Below are 20,205 nucleotides of genomic sequence, written 5' to 3'. Positions count from 1 at the left end.
GTCAAAACGGTCAATGATATTTATATGACTTAAGAATGATAATTTGCAGCAATTTTTACACTGTGACGATTTATTGAATAAAACCAAGTGAAAAGTTACGTAAAAAAGACGCCAATATTTTATTGGTGTAAATAAAAAATTGAATATTACAAATAAGCGGAATGAATATGGATAACGTCGCTCAGCTAGAAACTGACACTAATTTCCAAAGTCGAAAAAAAATAACATGGGCTGTTTTTAGTGCGCTTCTGTTATTACTCATTATCGGCATTATATATTATTTTTTTGTATATCGATATTATCAGTCTACCGATAATGCCTATGTTCAAGCTGATGTCACTTGGGTAATGCCAAAAATATCTGGTGAAGTGATTGAATTGATCATTAAGGATAATCAGGTGGTTAAAAAAGGCGAGACCTTGGCGATACTGGATCATCGTGATTATCAAGCTCGTTATGATCAAGCCCGTTCAGTCGTAACCTTAAAACAGGCAGCGCTTGGGGTGCAGCAGCAAAATGAAAAATCAGCAAAGTCATCTATTAGTGAAGCAAATAGTGGTGTTGTTGCAGCGCAAGCTGACTTATCCCGCTTGAAAAAAGATTTTGAACGTTACCAAGATTTGTTAAAAGATGGAGTGATTACCCGCCAAAATTTTGAAGGTGTCCAGTCCCAGTATTTAACCGCACAGGCACAACTGAGCAAGGCCCAAGCCGCTGTCAATGCAGCCGAAGCGCAACTTGGTAGCTTACAGGCAAGTAGAGCGCAAATTTTGGCAGATATTCAAAATGCCAATGCGAGTCTGGATCTTTATCAGATTGATCTTGCTTCATCAAAAGTGATTAGTCCCGTGTCGGGCAAAGTTGGCAGTCTTGCAATCCAGAAGGGATCACGGGTCTCGCCACAAACGCGCTTAATGGCAATCATTCCTGAAAAAAGCTTATATGTGCAGGCCAATTTCAAAGAAACTCAAATTGAAAAAATGCATATTGGCCAGCAAGTTAAATTAAAAATAGATGCATATCCAAGCCTGACCTATACTGGGAAAATCGAAAGCTTTTCTCCAGCATCCGGGGCGACTTTTTCACTCATGCCACCTGACAATGCGACGGGGAATTTTAACAAAGTTGTACAACGTATTCCTGTTCGCATCACCATAGATTCAAGCCCGCATATTGATCTCATTAAACCGGGAATGTCGGTCAGCGCGACCGTTGATCTCAGAACTTAATCATAAAGTCTTAGGTGTAAGTGATGAATCAGTCTGTCGAAAGTGAATGGAAATTCCCCCGAAAAACCGCATGGGCAATTTTCGCTGCCATGATTTTTGGCAACTTTATGGCGATCCTTGATATTCAGATCGTAGCGAGTTCTTTAAATGAAGTTCAAGCAGGTATGAGTGCAAGCCGTTATGAAGTGACTTGGGTACAAACGGTTTATTTGATTGCAGAAATTATCGCGATTCCAATGTCTAGCATTGTATCGCGTGTGCTTTCTACACGTGTCTATTACACCATTTGTGCGGTTGGATTTACCATCAGTTCCTTGCTTTGCGCGTTGGCATGGAATCTGGAAAGTTTACTGGTTTTCCGTGGCATTCAGGGCTTTATGGGCGGAGGCATGATTCCGACCTCAATGACAGCACTCTATCTACTTTTCCCTGAAGCAAAACGTTCATTACCGTTAGTGACCTTCGGGATGGTTAGCACATTAGGCCCAGCGATTGGCCCAACTATTGGTGGCTGGTTAACCAATAATTTCTCATGGCACTGGATGTTCCTGATCAATATCATTCCGGGAATTATTATTGCCACTGTGATTTACTCAGGGCCAAATATTGACCGTGCTAATTATTCACTGATTAAAACTATGGACTGGCTGAGCCTGATTGGTATGGCGATGTTCTTGGGTGGGCTGGAATATTTCCTTGATGAAGGCGCACGGCATGACTGGCTTGCAGATTCGGGTGTTCGTATTGCCTTTATGATCTGTCTGATCGGTGGCATGATTTTCTTCACTCGAAGCTTTACTCAGCCTAAGCCTTTACTTGATCTGAGCGTATTCAAAAACAAGAACTTCACCCTGAGTGCAATTACGACCTTTGTCATCGGCATGGCGCTGTATGGCTTGGGCTATATGATTCCTGTTTTTCTTGGACAGGTTCGGGAGATGAACAGTAGCCAGATTGGTCACATTATGATGGTGACTGGCGTGGTGATGTTCTTTTTTGCGCCGTTCCTTGCTTGGCTGATTCCTAATTTTGACACTCGTAAAACCGTATTCGTTGGCATGATTCTGGCGGGGTTCGGGGTATGGCTAAATTCACATCTCAGTATCCACAGTGATTATGACTTTATGTTCTGGCCACAAATTTATCGTGGTATCGGCCTGATGATTTGTCTGATTGTGGTTTCACATTTAGCCATGAGCACATTACCGCTTAGTAAAGTGGCTGATGCCAGCGGTATTTATAACCTGATGCGCAATATTGGTGGAGCAGTTGGCTTGGCATTGATCAATTCCTCACTGGACTGGCTGACAGCGCTACATGTGACTCAAATTAATCAATATATGACACCACAGAACTGGATCTTTGTCGAAAGACTGGATCAGTTGACAGCGCAATATCAGGAGGTTGGTTCAAATGCACAGCAAATTGCGCTGAGCGTGATTTACCGTGACATTCATTATCAGGCGCTTACATCAAGTTTCAATGATTTATTACGTATGCTCGCAATCATTATGTTTGTGACGGCTTTTTTAACCATATTTATGGATCGGGGGAAAAAGATGGATATGTAGATATTTTAAATAGAGGGTAATTTCAAAAATGAAAAAACAATAGGGCTTATATAAAACATATCCCGTTATAAGAAAAGAATATTTATATAAGTATTTTTAATACCTCTATGTGAGGTAGGGGTACTCGTGTATCTAGATTTAGAAGGTTAAAGTATTATGATTAATACAACATATAAACTAATTTCAAAATTTAACCAGAAAGAACGTACCTATGGTCAGTATTTTGAAAAAGAGCAAATCGATATTGATCGATTAAAAGTGATGTACTCTATTTATGAACAATATTATGAAAACACCAGATTTTCTATATTTGCAGAGGATTTTAAAAAGAAAAGTGGTGTTATTCTGGTTTTTAATTCACAAACCGATGAAATCGTGGGTTTCTCTACAGTCGTTGTGCAACATTTCTATTTAAATGGCAAAGACTATACCGTTTTATTTAGCGGTGATACTGTGATTTTAAGAGAGTTTTGGGGGACGCGTTCGCTGCAAAGTACCATGCTCAAACTGATGATCAAGTTAAGAATCAGATATCCATTTAATGAGCTGTACTGGTTGCTGATTTCTAAGGGTTATAAAACCTATTTATTACTTGCCAATAATTATTATGTGTACTACCCAAATATCAAAGATGAAAATCAGCATCTCTCCTCAGTCATTGAGCACTACTGTGAAAACTTCTTTGGCGAATATTATGATAAAGAAGCGGGATTACTAAATTTTGGTGAGGATTATCAACCATTAAAAGGTGAAATTGCACCGATTACAGCTGAAATGAGAGAAAAGAATCCTAATATTCATTTCTTCGAGCAGAAAAATCCAACCTGGAGCATTGGCACTGAACTCCCATGTATTGGACGTATGGGCTGGAAAGATATTGCCCGTTTTCCAGTGAAGCTCATGAGAAAGCCAGTCAGCAAAGGCAAATGTGAGGCGATTTTAACGACTAAAACCAACCGTAGAGAGGCCATCCAATGAAACCGAATGAATGGCTGACAACAGGCTCGCATCTTATTCTAAAACGATGGTGCAATGCATCTGATCGTAATTTTAAAAAACAGTTTAATGCATTAGAAGCAACACAACGTCAAATTTTGCATTCGATTTTACAGACCTCAAGCTTTGCAAAAGATAAAAAAGTTCAAAACTATGAGCAGTTTATAAAATCATTTTCGGCCACGCGTTACAGCGCTTGGCGAGAAGAAATTCAACGCTATCGTGAGCAAAAGTTGACGCTTTCCAGCAGCAAGCTGGTGCGTTTTCAACCGACCAGTGGTTCAAGCGAACAGATCAAATTTATTCCTTATACCAAATTGTTTTTAGATGAACTTGATCATGCGATTGCGCCGTGGTTAGCCAGTATGTATCGCAAGTGTCCTCAACTCAACTCGGGCACACATTACTGGTCAGTGTCATGGTTGCCTGAAAGTCAGCGAGAGGTTTTAAAAGATAAAAACTTAAATGACGACAGTGCATTATTGGGAATGGGCAAACGGATCTTATCGAAGTTTACCCAAGCCGTTCCAAGTAATGTGGCTTTTGCCGCGAATGCCGATGATGCATTATTTGCGACGATCTGTTATCTGGTTGCAAACCGAAATCTGGCGATGATCTCTGTCTGGAGTCCAACTTTTGCATTGCAGCTCTTAGATCGTTTAGAGGCAATGCAACAAGAAGTCATTGAGGTACTTGAAAGTGGTTTATGGGGAAATCGCCAAATTTCACTGAAAGAAGTCACAGCGCCGTATAGTCCCGAAAGTGCTCAGGCTTTAATTAGCAGTTCTAATGGTGAGCAGATTAATTTCAAAAAACTCTGGCCAAAATTAAGTCTGGTGTCCAGTTGGGATACCGCTGGTTCCAAAGCTTGGGCCGAGAAATTGCAACAGCGCCTTCCATCAGTGCAATTTGAAGGCAAAGGTCTGTGGGCGACTGAAGGTGTGGTGACCATTCCATATAACGATCAATATCCGCTTGCTTATCAGAGTCATTTTTATGAGTTTGAGTATCTTGAAGGTGAGAAGCAGGGCCAGATTATCCCGTCATGGGAACTCAAAGCTGGTGATGTGGTGAGCCCGATTATCACTTCGGGCAATGGTCTACTCCGTTATTGTCTCGATGATTGTTTGCGTGTCACAGGTTTTCTGCAACAAATCCCTTGTTTCGAGTTTCAGGGACGTCGTTTTGGCGTTGATCTGGTGGGAGAGAAACTTGCACCTGAAACGGCGCGACAACTGCTTTCACAGCTCAATGAAACCGAATCTAAAGCAATCTCTTTACTTGCCATAGATACAGAACAGCAGGTTAAACCTTTTTATTGTGTCCTGTTTGAAGGAGAAATTCATCACAGTATTAACGATGAATATATCGATCGTATCTTGCGTCAGAACTTCCATTATGAACTTGCACGTAATCTCGGTCAGTTAGATCAGCCGCAGATTCGTCAAGCCCATAATGGTTGGAATGCTTATAAGAAACTGGTCATGTTTGACGGCATTATTGAAGGCAATATCAAGCCTGAACCATTAAAGAAAATTACCCTGAATAGTTTGGAACAACTATGAAGAAAGGGATGATGCAATTTAATAATCAGCTTTTTAAGTCCACGCATATTGCACTATGCGTGGGGATATTCTTCGTTTCAAATAACGTGACTGCGATGACTTTAGATGAGGCATTGTCAGCAAGCTTACGACATGAAAGTCAACTCGAAGTAAGTCGCTTAAGTGTGAATCAATCTACAGCAATGCTTGAGCAGGCCAAACAGCGAGACGGTTTAAAAGTCAATCTGGTCGGGCAATTGGATTATGAGCGGGTTGAAACACCTGCTCAGGTCATGTTTCCAACTGAAGGCAACCGTAAGGGCCGAAGTCTGCAATTACAACTGGATTATCCCGTTTACACCTCTGGTCGACACCGTTTAGGGGTTGATGTGGCGAAAAACCAATTATCTGCACAAGCGCAGGGTTTATCGGACCAAAGATCGGAAACCATTCTGAATACGGTCATGGTCTATACCGATGTATTAAAAAAGAAAGCGATTTTAGAGTTGCGGAAAAAGACTATGTCTAATCTGCAACGCTCGCTTTATGAATCACAACGACGTTTTGATGTGGGCATGATTACCCGCGCAGATCTGGCACAGGTTTTGGCTCAAGTGGCTCAAGGACAAGCCGATATTACACAGGCGCAATCCAATCTCACCGTGAGTGAAGCACAGTTTTATCAAATCACGGGTGTCACGCCTGAAAATCTTATGGCAATTAAACATCTTCCCGTCATTTCTAATCAACTGGATGAAATCTTGGCAAAAACTAATCATCATCCTGCTTTGATGCGCGCGAAATACGAGAAGCAAGCTGCCGAGAAACAATATGCTTTAACCAAACGGGAACTCTGGCCTACAGTCATGTTGACCAGCCGTGCGGGCAAGCAGCATGAAGCCAGTTATATCGGTTCTGAAAGTAACAATTACATGGTGGGTGTACAACTGAATGTGCCTTTGTTTGATGATGGTTTGAATCGGGCCAATACGCGAAAAGCACAGGCAGATGTCGACTTAGCCAACCAGAAAATCCGAACGCTTGAGCTTGATCTGAATCAGCGCGCACGGACGACATACGCACAATTGCAAACCATTCGACAAAATAAAGAGGCACTTCAAAATGCTATAGATGCGGCGTCGATTGCCTTTGTTTATACCCGAAAAGAGTTTGAGTTAGGTACCAAAACAACCTTTGATTTGCTCAATACCGAACAAAAATTATTGGATGTACAAACCCAAAAAACTGTTAATGAACAGGATGAAGTTGTTTTTGTCTATCAACTTCTTGATCAAATGGGACAATTAAATCAGCTGGTTCCAAACCAGACCACAACACAGGTGAATAATGAATGAAAACAAATCCACCGACATCAACTGAAAACAGCTTGATTACACGTGAAGCCACATTGGCAGATGATCAGGCTTTACGTGAACTGATTGCCGTGCCAATGACCACCAAAGGCGTGCAAATCAGCTTTCAGCGCGAACCGAGTTATTTTAAGGCGTCAGATATTTTGTATCGACACAAACTGCATGTGGTGATTGAAGATACTGAGAATCAGAAGAATGTCGCCTGTTACAGCAACGGTCATCGTCCGTGTTATGTCGATAAAGCAGTACAGAATGTACGATATGCCAGCGATTTGCGGGTTGATCCCAATTATCGTGGCAAATCATTGGTCAAGATTCTTGGTGCGCATGTCAAACAGACGCTCCATGAACCTGATTTTAGCCAAATGATTATTTTCAATGATAACTATGCCGCAAGAGCTGCTATACAAACTGGTAAAACAGGAATTCCAGATTACTATGATGAAGGCTTGATTGAAACTTTGACTTTGACCCATCTAGGGAAAAAACGTGATATCGATGCATTCTTAGAAAAGACCAAGCAAACAGAAATAGGCAACATGCATGCTCGTGCCGCGCAACCAGAAGATATCCCTGCAATGAATACGTTTATTGCAGCAATGGCACAGCACTATAATTTTATTCCTGCTTATAATTTTGAAGAACTGCAAGCAGGGCATCACTATTTTACGGGTCTACAATTGTCAGACTTTCAATTGTATTTCCAGAATGAGAAATTAGTCGGCATGTTTGGATTGTGGGATCAGCATAGCCTGAAACAAACCAAAATCCTGCATTACAGCCCCTTAATTAGTGTATTTCGTCCTGTTTATAATTTATTGACCAAAATCACCAAAGCAATGCCATTGCCGAAACTGGGTGATTCGCTCAAATATCATGTGTTACACAGCTTATTGTCTCATCCACAACATTTGGCGCTGCACCATTTAATGCTTGAAGATGCCTATCAATTGTCTAAGCAGAAAGGTGTTGGGGTGGTGAGTTTTACCTTGTCACATCAAGATCCACGTTTTCAGCTTAATCAGTTTTATAAAGGTGAACGATTAACAGGAATGCATGGCTTTATTAGTTTTGCAGGTGATCCACGTCCGAACTTTGATAAGAATTTAATTCCATATCTGGAAGTTGGGCGGATTTGATTTGATCTATAAAAATGCCTCAAAGTATTGGAAAGTAAACTTTGAGGCATTTTGAGTAGAAGGGGGAAAATTATTGAGCTTTTAAGCTGTTTGCATATTCGACCAGTTGATCAACCACGGTTCCCCAACCTTCAAAGAAGCCCATATCCTCATGCTGTTGGCGGGTTTCCTGAGTTCGATGTCGCGCAATCGCTGTATATTTAGTTGCGCCATTACCCACATCTTCAAGTAATAGAATCGCAGTCATAAATGGATTTTCAGCAGGTTTCCAGTCTTCAGTATAGGTATCAGTAAAAACCAGTTTTTCGCCGTCAATCACTTCTAAGAAAACGCCTTGATTATTGATTTCATTGCCATCGACATCAAAGACCGTATTGAATTTTCCACCGACTTTTAAATCAATTTCACAGGCCTTGATCGAGTGAGGTCGAGGAATAAAGAAGTGTTTGATATGCTCTGGTGTGGTCCAGCATTCCCAGACCAGTTCACGGGGCACATCAATCACTCTTTCTAGTTTTAAATCAGTTTTGGGATCCAGTTTCATTTTCTCTTTTCCTTTTTAATTCGAGTGCGTAACGATCAAATTGATTGAGTCTTTGTTCCCAGATGGCTCGTTGTTCACTTAACCAGTTTTGCATAGGCGTAAATGCATCAGGGGCCAAAGCACAAGTTCTGATTCGTCCATTTTTTTCAGAATGAATGAGTCCAGCCTGCTCTAATTTGTTCAAATGCTTTAGAAAAGAAGGCAGGGCCATATCATGTTGTTCAGCCAGTTCAGTGATTGAGGCTGATCCAAAAGACAGCCGCGTTAAGATATCTCTACGCGTTGGATCACTAAGCGCACTGAACAACAAATCGAGTTTAGAATCATACTTAGCCATAGAGCTAAGTATTGTGCATTTATTGATCTGATGTCAACAAAAATTTAGCTAAAAAGCTAAGTTTTTAAAGATGATCGCTATCACTTTGTTTTTAATATTTATTCACCAATAAGATACCGACGAAACTAAGGACTGCACCCACAGCCATTGATCCAGTAATCGGTTCTTTCAGTATAAAAAAGGCCAGTAATACAGCAAAGATCGGAACAAGATTGGTAAAAATAATGGTTTTGGATGCTCCAATAGTATGAATGGCTTGCGCATACCAAATGAAGGCCAATACGGTACCCAAAGCACCTAAATAAAGAACAGCTAGCCAACTGTTCAGTGAGATATTGATAAACGTTTTATAACTTAACTCAGGCATTGAACTGATGAAAAGAAATGCTGTCCCCCAAAGGACGGCGTATGTGGTCATGGTCAATGCCGATGTATTTGTGTGCTTCAAGCACAAGGTATAAATCACCCAACTGAATACCGCACCACACATCATCATTTCACCAAGCCCAAAAGACTGTTGTAAGGCATTAAATACTTCACCGCGAGTCACCACCAGCAGTGTTCCAACTAGGGCAATACAGACACCAAGATAGTTGATTCTGCTTAACTTTTCGTTAAAGAAAATACGCATGATCAAGACGGTCAGAATAGGTGACAAACTAACAAATAAAGCTGTTCGACCTGCCTCAATTCGGGAAAGCGCAGCAAAGAAAAACAGGTTATAAGCGCATATTCCAGTTAAGCCCATCAGAATTGCATAAATATGCTGTTGAGTGGAAAGACGGGGAAAGCCGCCTGTTGTTTTGATCAGTAAAATAAGCAGTAAGATGGCAGAAATTGTGAATCGTAACAGTGCAGACAAAGCTGGAGAAACTTCTGCGGCAAGAATACGTCCAGCGATAAAGGTGCCACCCCACATCAAAGCCACACAGATCAATTTAAAATAAACAGTACAACGTGGCAGCAAAATTGCGAAATGGCGCATGAGGTTTTTAATCAATACAGAATTAAAGCAAATCGTAAAACTAATTTATCTTTATAGTAAAATGAGCTTTTACTCATGAATAATCCATCATGACACTAACTCAACTCGAAATCTTTTCAAAACTGGCAGAATTAAAAAACTTTACCCTGACCGCACAGCAACTGAATATTTCACAGTCTGCGATTTCACATGCACTGAAATCCTTGGAAAAGAAATGGGAAACTCAACTATTTTATCGCAATAACAATGAAGTTGAACTCACCGTAGCAGGGCAAGGTTTGCTACCTTATGTGAATGAAATGCTGAATGTCTCAACCATCATTCATCAACAGGTCATGGACCTCAAAGGCTTTAAAACAGGGGAGTTGCGTATCGGCTCCTTTGGCGCATCTTCTTCCAATGTATTGCTTCCATTGATTTTAGAAAATTTTAGTCGGGAATATCCTGAAATCGACGTGTTGATTTTTGAAGGAACAGATAAAGAGGTGTTGCAATGGATAGATGAGCGCAAAGTTGATCTTGGTTTTGTGGTTTTACCTGAGTCTCGCTTTGATACTTTTGCTGTATTGGAAGATATCTTTGTAGCTTTGATACCAAAGCATTTACCGATTGCACAACAAAGTGCAGTCAAACTAGAAGAATTGATGGATTATCCTTTTATTTTGACCAATGCAGGCAGTCAGAATCATGTGCTGGAATTATTTAGAGCGGCTCAACTGACACCTCAAGTCAAGTATCATCTCTCTCAAATCCTGTCGATTTTAAATATGGTAAATAGCAATGCAGCGGTATCTATTGTGGCTGATTTATCCCTTGATCAAAACATTCTGCAACAGTATACCAATATCGTAAAACGACCATTATCACCAAATATTAAACGCTCAATTGGCTTGGCTGTGAAGAACAAGCAGCAAATGACGCCGATTGCAAAAGCATTTATTGAGATTGCAACACAACTGTAAATATCCGGTTAAATCATCAACAATTCAGCTGACTGTTCATAAAAAGGCTAGAAAAACAGACAAAAGTTATCAATTACACAAAATACTTCTATAATAGCGGCCATTATCACTAAGGTCAGTGTTCGATCGTACTTAAATGACCTTAGCCACAGTTTTCTTTTTTAAGTCTATTTCATATCTACGATTCGGCTTATCAATCAATATTTTCACTCTTGTGTGCTTGCAACGCATAAGAATATTTAGGTGTTCGCATGGAAATTAAGGTTAATTATCTCGACAATCTTCGACAAGAGGCGAAGTTTGATGATTTTACGGTAATCGCCGATCAGCCTATTCGCTATAAGGGCGATGGCTCTGCGCCCGGTCCATTCGACTATTTCCTTGCTTCATCTGCGTTATGTGCGGCTTACTTTGTCAAAGTGTATTGTGCTGCACGTGACATTCCAACCGACAATATCCGTTTATCACAAAACAATATTGTCGATCCTGAAAACCGCTATAAACAGATTTTTAAAATTCAGGTTGAACTTCCAGCGGATATTTCTGAAAAAGACCGTCAAGGGATCTTGCGTTCGATTGATCGCTGTACGGTAAAGAAGGTGATTCAGACTGGCCCTGAATTTGTGATTGAAGAAGTGGAAAGTATTGATGCAGATGCGCAAGCGTTGCTGATGCCAAGCCTGACTTCAGAAAACAATACTTATATTTTGGGCAAAGACCTGCCGTTAGAACAAACCATTGCCAATATGTCTGAGATTTTGGCTGGTTTAGGCATGAAGATTGAAATTGCATCATGGCGTAATATTGTGCCAAATGTATGGTCATTACACATCCGCGATGCACAGTCTCCAATGTGTTTTACCAATGGTAAAGGCTCAACGAAAGAAAGTGCTTTGGCATCGGCTTTAGGTGAGTTCATTGAGCGTTTAAATTGTAATTTCTTCTATAACGACCAGTTTTGGGGTGAGGAAATTGCCAATGCAGAATTTGTGCATTATCCAGATGAAAAATGGTTTAAGCCGGGTCCAAATGGCGAGTTACCACAAGAAATTCTGGATGAATATTGTTTAGAAATTTATAACCCTGATGATGAGTTACTGGGCACACATCTGTACGACACCAACTCAGGCAATACTGAACGTGGTATCTGTTCATTACCATTTGTACGTCAATCTGATAATGAAACTGTCTATTTCCCATCGAATTTGATTGAGAATTTATATCTCAGTAATGGCATGAGCGCAGGGAATACCTTGGTTGAAGCTCAGGTTCAATGCTTATCTGAAATTTTTGAACGCGCGGTGAAACGTGAAATCTTGGAAGGTGAAATTGCCTTGCCAGACGTACCTCAAGAGGTGTTGGCAAAATACCCAAGTATCGTGGCAGGGATCCAAGGTTTAGAGGAACAAGGCTTTCCAGTGCTTGTAAAAGATGCTTCATTGGGTGGTCAATTCCCTGTAATGTGTGTGACGCTAATGAACCCACGTACAGGCGGTGTCTTTGCCTCATTTGGCGCGCATCCAAGCTTTGAAGTGGCTTTAGAACGTAGTTTGACTGAATTATTGCAAGGCCGTAGTTTCGAGGGTTTAAATGACTTACCGCAACCGACTTTCCAAAGCAATGCGGTGACCGAACCAAACAACTTTGTCGAGCACTTCATTGATTCAAGTGGTTTAGTCTCTTGGCGTTTCTTTAGTGCCAAATCTGATTATGACTTTGTAGAATGGGACTTCACCAATGAAGGTGAAAACTCAAATGCTGAAGAAGCAGCTGAGTTATTTGGCATCCTTGAGGAAATGGGCAAAGAAGTCTACATGGCGGTGTATGAGCACTTAGGTGCAACAGCATGTCGTATTCTGGTACCTGATTATTCTGAAATTTATCTGGTTGAAGACCTGATTTGGGATAATACCAATAAAGCCTTATTATTCCGTGAAGATATTCTCAATCTACATCGTTTAGATGAAGCACAGCTGGAAGCATTGGTCGAGCGTTTAGAAGAATGCGAACTGGATGATTACACTGAAATCACGACATTGATTGGTATTGAATTTGATGACAATACCGTTTGGGGCCAGTTAACGCTGCTTGAATTGAAGTTATTGATCTATGTTGCATTGCAACAGTTTGAAGAAGCCAAAGAGCTGGTTGAGACCTTCTTGCAGTACAACACCAACACGGTAGAACGCGGTTTATTCTATCAGTGCATGAATGTCGTGCTTGAAGTCTTGCTTGATGATGAAATGGAACTGGAAGATTACGAGGTCAATTTCCGTCGTATGTTTGGCAATGAACGTATGGATGCAGTGGTTGGTTCGGTTGAAGGTAGTGTTCGCTTCTATGGTTTAACACCAACCAATATGCAACTGGAAGGACTTGATCGTCATTTACGTTTAATCGACAGCTATAAAAAATTGCACAAAGCGCGTGCTAAAGCAGTTGGCTTAAATGTCTAAAACACGCTAAATCCCTCTTTAAAAAGTGCATGTTGATCATGCACTTTTTTATAAAAAGAACATAAAACTTAAGCATTCAAAATTTTAATAAATAGATCCCTTGACCTTGCAATTATTGGAAGGACTACCGTGTTGTTAATAAGGGGAGATTTAGTAGATCTCATCTATTAACTGCATTACTCCCTTTATTTTCATTAACATAGTACATCCATTTCCTCTTAAATAAGGGTAATGCGACTAAGCAAAAGGGAAAAAAGAATGCGTGAACAACACTCTGCAACAATGCCCAATTCAAATGACTCAAGTGATACTTATAGTCTTTCAACACGTGCTTATATGGAAGCGAGTAATCGTATGCATATCGATATGAGAATTAATTATACAGGTAATGCAGACATTGATTTCATGTTGGGAATGATTCCACATCATCAAGGTGCAGTAAATATGGCTAGAATTGCTTTGAAATATGGTTGTGACCCTGAAGTGTATAGATTGGCAACAGATATCATCATGGCTCAGGAGCTGGAAATAAAAGTGATGAATGCTTGGCTCAAACGTCATCAGCTATAAGACTTGGGTGAACTGATTTGATAATAAAAGGCTTGGATATCAAGCCTTTTATTGTTTGATCTTTGACTTTTTAAAAGGTGAAAAGGGTAGTAATTATGCCAAAAATAAAGATTCTCCCACATGAAAAAATCTGTCCTGAAGGTCGTGAAATTGAAATAGAAAGCGGGGCAAATCTCTGTAGAGGTTTGCTTGATCATGGTATTGAAATCGAACATGCTTGTGATCTTTCAGGAGCATGCACAACCTGTCACGTGATCGTAAAAAAAGGATTTGATAGTTTACAGGAAATGGGAGATATCGAAGCTGACTTACTCGATCGAGCCTGGGGATTGACCCCTTATTCACGTCTATCCTGTCAGGTGGATATACAGAAAGATGCTTTAGAAATAGAAGTCCCGAAATATACTGTGAATTATGTGTCCGAAAAGAAAGGCTGACAGCTAATTTTCTAATTTAGCGACCAAAAGACTTGACCTTCCAATTATTGGAACGTTTATATTGAACTTATTTTATTGAATAACCAAGTGGAGCATTCGTATGGAATTTCATGTAGAAAATATGACCTGTGGTGGCTGTGCACGTGGCGTAACACGCGCGATTCAGGAAGTGGATGCCAATGCAAAAGTAATCACTGATCCACCTAACCGTAGTGTAAAAGTAGAAACCACAGCATCACAACAGCAAGTGGTTGATGCATTAGCAGAAGCAGGTTTTCCACCACGTTAATCTGTATCTAATCAAAAAGCGGCTGATATAGCCGCTTTTTTAGTTTCAAGAAAATGCTAAAAAATTAAAAGGCCATATTTCTATAGCCTTGTAATAAATCTTATTTGCGCCCAGTCAAGGGTGAGAGCGAGAGCAGATCATTATGATGGTGGATATCCTTCATTTCATGACTCGGTTCTCTCAAGCCCTCAAGAATTGGACAATCTGGGCGATTGTCACCAGCGCAGCAATCCACCAAAGTTTGCAAGGTTTGCGCCATTTGCTGTAAATCCTGAATGCGTTCTTCTAACTTATGGATATGCGACTGAGCCAGATGTTTTACATCCGCGCTATGCCTATTGCGATTGTTCCATAAATCCAGCAGATCGGTAATTTCTGCTACAGAGAAGCCCAATTCACGACTACGTTTAATAAATTTCAAACGCTCAACATCATTATCTGAATAAGAGCGATAACCTGCATTGCTACGTCCAGCCGCTGGAATCAAACCTATCTGCTCGTAATAACGGATCATTTTGGCAGTCACACCAGAAGCCTGAGATACTTTACCAATATTCATAACATCCTCCATTAGCTACTGCGTGTAGATGGTGGCTGGAAACGACGTAAGCGCAATGCATTACCCAGCACAAAGACACTAGATAGTGCCATCGCACCCGCTGCAAAGATAGGTGACATCAGGATACCATAGGCTGGATAGAGTAGCCCTGCAGCCACAGGAATCAACAGGGTATTGTAAGCAAAGGCCCAAAACAGGTTCTGGTGAATATTGCCAATCGTCGCTTTTGATAAAGCAATGGCATTGGCTACACCTTGCAGATTGCCTGACATCAACACCACATCCGCAGACTCAATCGCAACATCTGTGCCCGTACCAATGGCAAGACCTACATCCGCTTCTGCTAGCGCAGGGGCATCATTAATACCATCACCGACAAAGGCAATATTGCCATATTTTGCTTTTAACTGTTGTATTGCTTTGACTTTGCCTTCAGGTAGAACTTCTGCAATCACTTCGTCGATGCCCAGTTGTTTGGCAATCGCATGGGCCGTACGCGCATTGTCACCCGTAATCATGGCCACTTTTAAACCGAGCTGATGTAATGCCTGAATGGCTGCTGGTGTTGACTCTTTAATCGGATCTGCGACAGCGATAATTCCAGCAAGTGCGCCATCAATGGCAACATAGAGTGGCGATTTGCCTTCATCACCTAAACGTTGTGCTGTAGCCGCAAAAGGTGCAACATCAATACCCATTTGAGTCATATAGCGATCTGCACCAATCTGAATGGCCTGACCATTTACGCTGGCGTCAACACCCATACCTGTCACTGACTCAAACCGCTCAACTTGCGGAAGTCCGAGTTGTTGCAATTTCGCTGCATCGACAATGGCTTTAGCAATCGGATGCTCTGAGCGCGCTTCAACAGCCGCAACCAGACTCAACACCTCATCACGTTGAAAAGAGTGAGTCACTTCAAAATCTGTCAGTACAGGATGACCTTCGGTTAATGTTCCCGTTTTATCCACCGCAACCACTTGAGCATCTTTTAGCAGTTGTAAAGCTTCGCCTTTACGGAACAATACACCTAACTCTGCGCCACGGCCTGTACCGACCATAATCGAAGTAGGTGTTGCCAATCCCATTGCACATGGACATGCGATAATCAGTACCGCAACAGCATTGACCAAGGCGAAAGTTAAAGCAGGTGATGGCCCAAAAATCAGCCAGACGAGGAAAGTCAGTAGGGCAGCCAACATGACGGCAGGCACAAACCATAACGTCACTTTATCCACCACCGCCTGAATCGGCATTTTAGAGCCTTGCGCTTGCTCAACCAGACGGATAATTTGCGCAAGCATAGTGTCGCCACCCACAGCCAGCGCTTTAAAACTCAAGTTGCCATTTTGGTTAATGGTTCCACCCACCACCTGACGGCCAATATTCTTCTCAACAGGAATAGGCTCGCCTGTAATCATGGATTCATCAACGAAGCTTTGACCTTCAACCACCTCACCATCGACAGGGATTCGTTCACCAGGTTTCACCATCACTACGTCACCCGCAACCACTTGATCGATTGGAATGTCTATGATTTGACCATCGCGTGAAACATGGGCCACTTTTGCCTGTAAGCTAACCAAACGTTGAATTGCTTCCGAAGTTCGGCCTTTGGCTTTGGCTTCAAGAAACCGTCCTAACAGGATTAAAGCCACAATAACGGCTGCTGCTTCATAGTAAACATTGACAGTTCCTGCTGGCAGTAGCGTCGGTGTAAAGGTAGCGACCAGTGAGAAGAGATAAGCAGCTAAAGTCCCGACTGCCACCAAAGAATTCATATCGGGTGCTAAACGGAATAAGGCAGGAATACCTTTACTATAAAAACGTCGACCCGGAATAATCAGGACTAAAGTGGTTAAAACGAATTGTAAGTACCAGCTGTTTTGAATCCCAATGCTGTGTTCAATCAGATGATGAACGCCCGGAATCAGGTGAGAACCCATTTCCAGAATAAACACAGGTAAGGCCAGAATCGTGGCAAGGATCAGGTCTCGTTTGAGTTTAGCTCTTTCCTGATCTTTCTTCTCAAGTTGTTCTGTTTGATCTGGAGCCGCCGCTTGAATTTCTTTGGCATCGTAACCCGCTTTATCAATCGCTGCGATGAGGCTTTCAATACTGGCTGTACCATTTACGGTCGCACGTTCTGTAGCGAGATTGACATTGGCTGTTTTTACGCCTGCTACAGAATTCAATGCTTTTTCAACCCGACTCACACACGAAGCACAGGTCATCCCCTCAATAGAAAGCTCTACTGTATTGGCAGGGACGTCATAACCCGTTCGCTCAATTGCCTGAATCAGTACTTGTCGATCTATCGGTTTAGCCAAGGTGATATCTGCACGTTCAGTGGCTAAATTCACGGAGGCGGATTGTACGCCTTCAACTTTTTTTAAGGCAGTTTCGACACGACCGACACAACTGGCGCAGGTCATTCCTTCAACTTGAAGTGAAACTTTTATATTTTTAGTCTCTGTATTTGTTTGGGTTTCCATAAGTAAGACCTATAGAGCTAATTCTGATTGCTTAAAGCATAGACCTTAACATTATGGGAAGGTCAAGAGGGGATTTTCAATTTTTAAGCTATATCTGTTTAGCTCGTCAAATTTATTATTTTCATCGCATTTTAAAAAAGCAAAATGAATGGCCTTTGAATGGAAATATATGTTTTTTAATTAGAATGATTGATGTGCGATATTGGGCTATGAATTAAAGCATCTAAAGAAAAATGATTGAAATACAGTTTTTGATCTCAATGATCGACCATTCATACCCCCAGCGAATGGCCGATCACCATACATATTTTATTTATGAGAAGAATCGAGCTTGTAGGGTAGAGGCTGTCGCAAAAATCTTTTGATATCCCTGTGGCAAAATTCGTTGCAAGATATCAACTGCTTTTGCATCAGCACCGATCAATAAACGTCGTTTATTTTTGCGCACGGCTGTCAGGATCTGTTTTGCGGCTTCATCGGCGGATGTTCTCAATATTTTGTCAAAAGCAGCCTGACTGTTTGCTGGGTCTAGCCCTAAAATTTCGACACTATTATTAATACGAGCAGCTTTAACAATATTGGTGCGAATCCCGCCGGGATGCACACACGTTGCACTGACACCTGAACCTTGTATATCCAGTTCTTGCCGCAAAGACTCGGTAAAGCCCCGAACTGCGAACTTACTGGCATTATAAGCACTTTGCGTTGGTTGCGCAGTCAAGCCAAACATGCTTGAAATATTGATGATATGACCGTCACCACTCTGTTTCAGGTAAGGCAGGAACTCTTTGGTGCCGTAGACGACACCCCAGAAATTAATCCCGATCAGCCACTCAAGATCATCATAGCTAACACCTTCCGCGGTACTGCCCATAGCCACACCCGCATTATTAAAGATCAGGTTGACCTGCTGATACTGTTCAGCAATCGTTTTAGCCCAATCTGCCATTTCTTGTCGATTAGCGACATCGACCACCTGTGTGCTGACTTTGACTGGATATTTTTTTAATAGATTCTGTGTCTTGGCTAGACCTAGTTCATTTACATCAGATAAAGCCAGATGGCAGCCTTGTTTTGCCAACGCGACTGCAAGTGCTTGACCAATCCCTGAACCAGCGCCTGTAATGGCTGCGACCTTGTTATGAAATGTTTTCATTTAAACCGCCATTTGTTGTTCTAAAAGTTGTGGCTGAACATGAGTATGAGCTGACTTTGCGACCTGATGATAATTTTCCAGATCAAAGCGACGGGTACGCTGACGATATTCCAATGTGAAGCCCGGCCAGTTATTGGTATTTTTTCCTGTCGCAGTTTGATACCAGCTGGTACAACCTTGCGACCACATGGTTGATTTCATCCGTTCCTGAATTTCCTGATTAAACTGTGTCTGGATTTCAGCCTTAATATCTGTATAGCAAAGCTGATTGCGAATATGTGCCTGAATTGCATCCAGAATATAGTTCACCTGACTTTCAATCATATAGACGATTGAGTTATGACCAAGATTGGTGTTTGGACCATACAACATAAAGAAATTCGGGAAGCCATTCACCGTTAAGCCTAAATAAGCTTCAGCACCATCGGCCCATTGGTCTTTTAATTTTTTACCTTTGAGTCCTGTGATTTGCATGGGTGCCATAAACTCGGTTGCGGCAAATCCTGTTCCATAAATAATAGTATCTACTTCGCGTAATTTGCCATCTTTATCGACAATACCATTTTCAGTGACTTCCTGAATTGCGGTATTGATGACCTCGACATTCGGACAAACCAGACTACGGTACCAATGGTTTGAAATCAGAATTCGTTTACAGCCAATCGGATAATCAGGCATCAGACGATGACGAAAATGCGGATCTTTAATTTCTTCACGGATATGTCGCTGGAAAATATATTCGGCTAATGGAATCTCATTTAAGGTTGTAGTGAAGCTTTTGAGGCGGATCTCGTTATAGCTATATTGAAATACGCGATCAAGGCTTTGCAAAATGGGAAGTTTTTGAAATGCTTTTCGTTCCAGTTTTGAATAAACACGGTCTGGTTTTGGAATGACATAAGGAGCAGAGCGTTGATAAATATCTAAATGCGCCACTTGCTTGACGATCTCTGGTACAAACTGGATCGCACTGGCACCCGTGCCAATGACTGCCACACGCTTATTATTCAGCTCCTCGTTATGATCCCAGCGCGCCGAATGGAAAGCTTTGCCTTTGAACGTATCCAGACCTTTAATTTTCGGATACGCAGGGCGGTTGAGCTGACCCACCGCAGCAATCAGAAATTCCGCCTCAAATTTTTCTCCCGTTAAACTCTGGATCTGCCAAACACCTTGAGTCGCATCAAAATCAGCACTGGCAATTTCAGTATTAAACTGGATATGCGGGTACAGTTGATATTTTTCTGTGCAATGTTTTAAGTATTGATGAATTTCTTGTGATGAGCCATAACGGTTTTTCCAGCCCAGTTCCTGCTCAAAAGAAAAGGAATATAGATGAGAAGGCACGTCACAGGTTGCACCGGGATAGGTATTGTCACGCCAGACACCACCGACATCATTGGCTTTTTCAAACAAAGTAAATTGTTCAAATCCAGCAAGTTTGAGCTGAATAGCCAGCCCCAATCCGCCAAAGCCTGTGCCGATAATGGCGATACGAATATTTTTATTTGAAGATAATTGTTGTTTAAACATAACTGACTCAAGTGAAAATTATCATGTATT

The 20,205-nt window shown here is 41.4% G+C and carries 18 protein-coding genes; 11 read left to right on the top strand and 7 right to left on the bottom strand.

Going from position 1 to position 20,205, the window contains the following annotated elements:
- Positions 1 to 167: 167 nt before the first annotated feature.
- The 6 genes from A9Z07_RS06525 to A9Z07_RS06500 all read left to right on the top strand — a co-directional run bounded on the left by A9Z07_RS06525 (position 168) and on the right by A9Z07_RS06500 (position 7,852).
- On the top strand, positions 168 to 1,229 hold the full coding sequence (locus A9Z07_RS06525; protein WP_062847534.1) for an HlyD family secretion protein: 1,062 nt from the start codon (positions 168 to 170) through the stop codon (positions 1,227 to 1,229).
- Between the two features lie 23 nt (positions 1,230 to 1,252).
- Positions 1,253 to 2,800: a DHA2 family efflux MFS transporter permease subunit gene (locus A9Z07_RS06520; RefSeq protein WP_004772292.1), complete on the top strand. Its 1,548-nt coding sequence runs from the start codon at positions 1,253 to 1,255 to the stop codon at positions 2,798 to 2,800.
- Positions 2,801 to 2,956: 156 nt separating this feature from the next.
- Complete coding sequence (locus A9Z07_RS06515) at positions 2,957 to 3,778, top strand: hypothetical protein (RefSeq protein ID WP_047427667.1); 822 nt, start codon at positions 2,957 to 2,959, stop codon at positions 3,776 to 3,778.
- Positions 3,775 to 5,361, top strand: a complete 1,587-nt coding sequence (locus tag A9Z07_RS06510; RefSeq protein WP_069577701.1) for a GH3 auxin-responsive promoter family protein — start codon at positions 3,775 to 3,777, stop codon at positions 5,359 to 5,361. Before A9Z07_RS06515 ends, A9Z07_RS06510 begins: the two co-directional genes overlap by 4 nt.
- Complete coding sequence (locus tag A9Z07_RS06505) at positions 5,358 to 6,695, top strand: TolC family protein (protein ID WP_069577700.1); 1,338 nt, start codon at positions 5,358 to 5,360, stop codon at positions 6,693 to 6,695. The genes A9Z07_RS06510 and A9Z07_RS06505 overlap by 4 nt, the downstream gene beginning before the upstream one ends.
- Entirely contained in the window at positions 6,692 to 7,852 is a 1,161-nt protein-coding gene (locus A9Z07_RS06500) for a hypothetical protein (protein WP_069577699.1), read from the top strand. The genes A9Z07_RS06505 and A9Z07_RS06500 overlap by 4 nt, the downstream gene beginning before the upstream one ends.
- Positions 7,853 to 7,922: 70 nt before the next feature.
- Here the strand turns inward: A9Z07_RS06500 and A9Z07_RS06495 are convergent, their stop codons facing one another.
- The 3 genes from A9Z07_RS06495 to A9Z07_RS06485 all read right to left on the bottom strand — a co-directional run bounded on the left by A9Z07_RS06495 (position 7,923) and on the right by A9Z07_RS06485 (position 9,718).
- Positions 7,923 to 8,396 (bottom strand): SRPBCC family protein, encoded by a 474-nt coding sequence (locus tag A9Z07_RS06495; protein WP_069577698.1) that lies wholly within the window; start codon positions 8,394 to 8,396, stop codon positions 7,923 to 7,925.
- Positions 8,374 to 8,733 carry an ArsR/SmtB family transcription factor gene (locus A9Z07_RS06490; protein WP_047427652.1) on the bottom strand — a complete coding sequence of 120 codons (360 nt, stop codon included), beginning with the start codon at positions 8,731 to 8,733 and terminating at the stop codon, positions 8,374 to 8,376. The genes A9Z07_RS06495 and A9Z07_RS06490 overlap by 23 nt, the downstream gene beginning before the upstream one ends.
- A gap of 91 nt (positions 8,734 to 8,824) precedes the next feature.
- Positions 8,825 to 9,718 (bottom strand): DMT family transporter, encoded by an 894-nt coding sequence (locus A9Z07_RS06485; RefSeq protein ID WP_069577697.1) that lies wholly within the window; start codon positions 9,716 to 9,718, stop codon positions 8,825 to 8,827.
- Positions 9,719 to 9,807: 89 nt separating this feature from the next.
- Between A9Z07_RS06485 and A9Z07_RS06480 the strand changes: the two genes are divergently transcribed.
- The 5 genes from A9Z07_RS06480 to A9Z07_RS06460 all read left to right on the top strand — a co-directional run bounded on the left by A9Z07_RS06480 (position 9,808) and on the right by A9Z07_RS06460 (position 14,432).
- Positions 9,808 to 10,680, top strand: coding sequence for a LysR family transcriptional regulator (locus A9Z07_RS06480; RefSeq protein ID WP_069577696.1), 873 nt, complete (start codon positions 9,808 to 9,810; stop codon positions 10,678 to 10,680).
- Between the two features lie 251 nt (positions 10,681 to 10,931).
- Positions 10,932 to 13,136: an OsmC domain/YcaO domain-containing protein gene (locus A9Z07_RS06475; protein WP_069577695.1), complete on the top strand. Its 2,205-nt coding sequence runs from the start codon at positions 10,932 to 10,934 to the stop codon at positions 13,134 to 13,136.
- Between the two features lie 258 nt (positions 13,137 to 13,394).
- The gene (locus tag A9Z07_RS06470; protein WP_069577694.1) at positions 13,395 to 13,706 is read left to right on the top strand and encodes a DUF305 domain-containing protein; all 312 of its coding nucleotides are present in this window, start codon (positions 13,395 to 13,397) and stop codon (positions 13,704 to 13,706) included.
- A gap of 95 nt (positions 13,707 to 13,801) precedes the next feature.
- Entirely contained in the window at positions 13,802 to 14,143 is a 342-nt protein-coding gene (gene fdx / locus A9Z07_RS06465) for an ISC system 2Fe-2S type ferredoxin (RefSeq protein ID WP_069577693.1), read from the top strand.
- A gap of 100 nt (positions 14,144 to 14,243) precedes the next feature.
- Positions 14,244 to 14,432 carry a heavy-metal-associated domain-containing protein gene (locus tag A9Z07_RS06460; RefSeq protein WP_069577692.1) on the top strand — a complete coding sequence of 63 codons (189 nt, stop codon included), beginning with the start codon at positions 14,244 to 14,246 and terminating at the stop codon, positions 14,430 to 14,432.
- 100 nt (positions 14,433 to 14,532) lie between these two features.
- On the opposite strand, the gene cueR is transcribed toward A9Z07_RS06460, so the two are convergent.
- The 4 genes from cueR to A9Z07_RS06440 all read right to left on the bottom strand — a co-directional run bounded on the left by cueR (position 14,533) and on the right by A9Z07_RS06440 (position 20,175).
- Positions 14,533 to 14,991 (bottom strand): Cu(I)-responsive transcriptional regulator, encoded by a 459-nt coding sequence (gene cueR, locus A9Z07_RS06455; RefSeq protein WP_004772277.1) that lies wholly within the window; start codon positions 14,989 to 14,991, stop codon positions 14,533 to 14,535.
- Positions 14,992 to 15,002: 11 nt separating this feature from the next.
- Entirely contained in the window at positions 15,003 to 17,486 is a 2,484-nt protein-coding gene (locus A9Z07_RS06450) for a heavy metal translocating P-type ATPase (RefSeq protein WP_069577691.1), read from the bottom strand.
- A gap of 313 nt (positions 17,487 to 17,799) precedes the next feature.
- Positions 17,800 to 18,642, bottom strand: coding sequence for an SDR family NAD(P)-dependent oxidoreductase (locus tag A9Z07_RS06445; protein WP_069577690.1), 843 nt, complete (start codon positions 18,640 to 18,642; stop codon positions 17,800 to 17,802).
- Complete coding sequence (locus A9Z07_RS06440; RefSeq protein ID WP_069577689.1) at positions 18,643 to 20,175, bottom strand: flavin-containing monooxygenase; 1,533 nt, start codon at positions 20,173 to 20,175, stop codon at positions 18,643 to 18,645.
- Positions 20,176 to 20,205: the final 30 nt, after the last annotated feature.

Origin of the sequence: Acinetobacter sp. YK3, from assembly GCF_001729365.1 — a bacterium.
Lineage (GTDB): Bacteria > Pseudomonadota > Gammaproteobacteria > Pseudomonadales > Moraxellaceae > Acinetobacter > Acinetobacter vivianii.
The sequence above is the reverse complement of the archived record's forward strand: the minus strand, read 5'-3'. Positions and strand labels throughout refer to the sequence as shown.

What these genes read in the sequence shown, in the direction of transcription:
- A9Z07_RS06525 (WP_062847534.1), top strand. Translation starts at nt 168, where the DNA reads ATGGATAACGTCGCTCAGCTAGAAACTGACACTAATTTCCAAAGTCGA.
- A9Z07_RS06520 (WP_004772292.1), top strand. Translation starts at nt 1,253, where the DNA reads ATGAATCAGTCTGTCGAAAGTGAATGGAAATTCCCCCGAAAAACCGCA.
- A9Z07_RS06515 (WP_047427667.1), top strand. Translation starts at nt 2,957, where the DNA reads ATGATTAATACAACATATAAACTAATTTCAAAATTTAACCAGAAAGAA.
- A9Z07_RS06510 (WP_069577701.1), top strand. Translation starts at nt 3,775, where the DNA reads ATGAAACCGAATGAATGGCTGACAACAGGCTCGCATCTTATTCTAAAA.
- A9Z07_RS06505 (WP_069577700.1), top strand. Translation starts at nt 5,358, where the DNA reads ATGAAGAAAGGGATGATGCAATTTAATAATCAGCTTTTTAAGTCCACG.
- A9Z07_RS06500 (WP_069577699.1), top strand. Translation starts at nt 6,692, where the DNA reads ATGAAAACAAATCCACCGACATCAACTGAAAACAGCTTGATTACACGT.
- A9Z07_RS06495 (WP_069577698.1), bottom strand. Translation starts at nt 8,396, where the DNA reads ATGAAACTGGATCCCAAAACTGATTTAAAACTAGAAAGAGTGATTGAT.
- A9Z07_RS06490 (WP_047427652.1), bottom strand. Translation starts at nt 8,733, where the DNA reads ATGGCTAAGTATGATTCTAAACTCGATTTGTTGTTCAGTGCGCTTAGT.
- A9Z07_RS06485 (WP_069577697.1), bottom strand. Translation starts at nt 9,718, where the DNA reads ATGCGCCATTTCGCAATTTTGCTGCCACGTTGTACTGTTTATTTTAAA.
- A9Z07_RS06480 (WP_069577696.1), top strand. Translation starts at nt 9,808, where the DNA reads ATGACACTAACTCAACTCGAAATCTTTTCAAAACTGGCAGAATTAAAA.
- A9Z07_RS06475 (WP_069577695.1), top strand. Translation starts at nt 10,932, where the DNA reads ATGGAAATTAAGGTTAATTATCTCGACAATCTTCGACAAGAGGCGAAG.
- A9Z07_RS06470 (WP_069577694.1), top strand. Translation starts at nt 13,395, where the DNA reads ATGCGTGAACAACACTCTGCAACAATGCCCAATTCAAATGACTCAAGT.
- fdx (WP_069577693.1), top strand. Translation starts at nt 13,802, where the DNA reads ATGCCAAAAATAAAGATTCTCCCACATGAAAAAATCTGTCCTGAAGGT.
- A9Z07_RS06460 (WP_069577692.1), top strand. Translation starts at nt 14,244, where the DNA reads ATGGAATTTCATGTAGAAAATATGACCTGTGGTGGCTGTGCACGTGGC.
- cueR (WP_004772277.1), bottom strand. Translation starts at nt 14,991, where the DNA reads ATGAATATTGGTAAAGTATCTCAGGCTTCTGGTGTGACTGCCAAAATG.
- A9Z07_RS06450 (WP_069577691.1), bottom strand. Translation starts at nt 17,486, where the DNA reads ATGGAAACCCAAACAAATACAGAGACTAAAAATATAAAAGTTTCACTT.
- A9Z07_RS06445 (WP_069577690.1), bottom strand. Translation starts at nt 18,642, where the DNA reads ATGAAAACATTTCATAACAAGGTCGCAGCCATTACAGGCGCTGGTTCA.
- A9Z07_RS06440 (WP_069577689.1), bottom strand. Translation starts at nt 20,175, where the DNA reads ATGTTTAAACAACAATTATCTTCAAATAAAAATATTCGTATCGCCATT.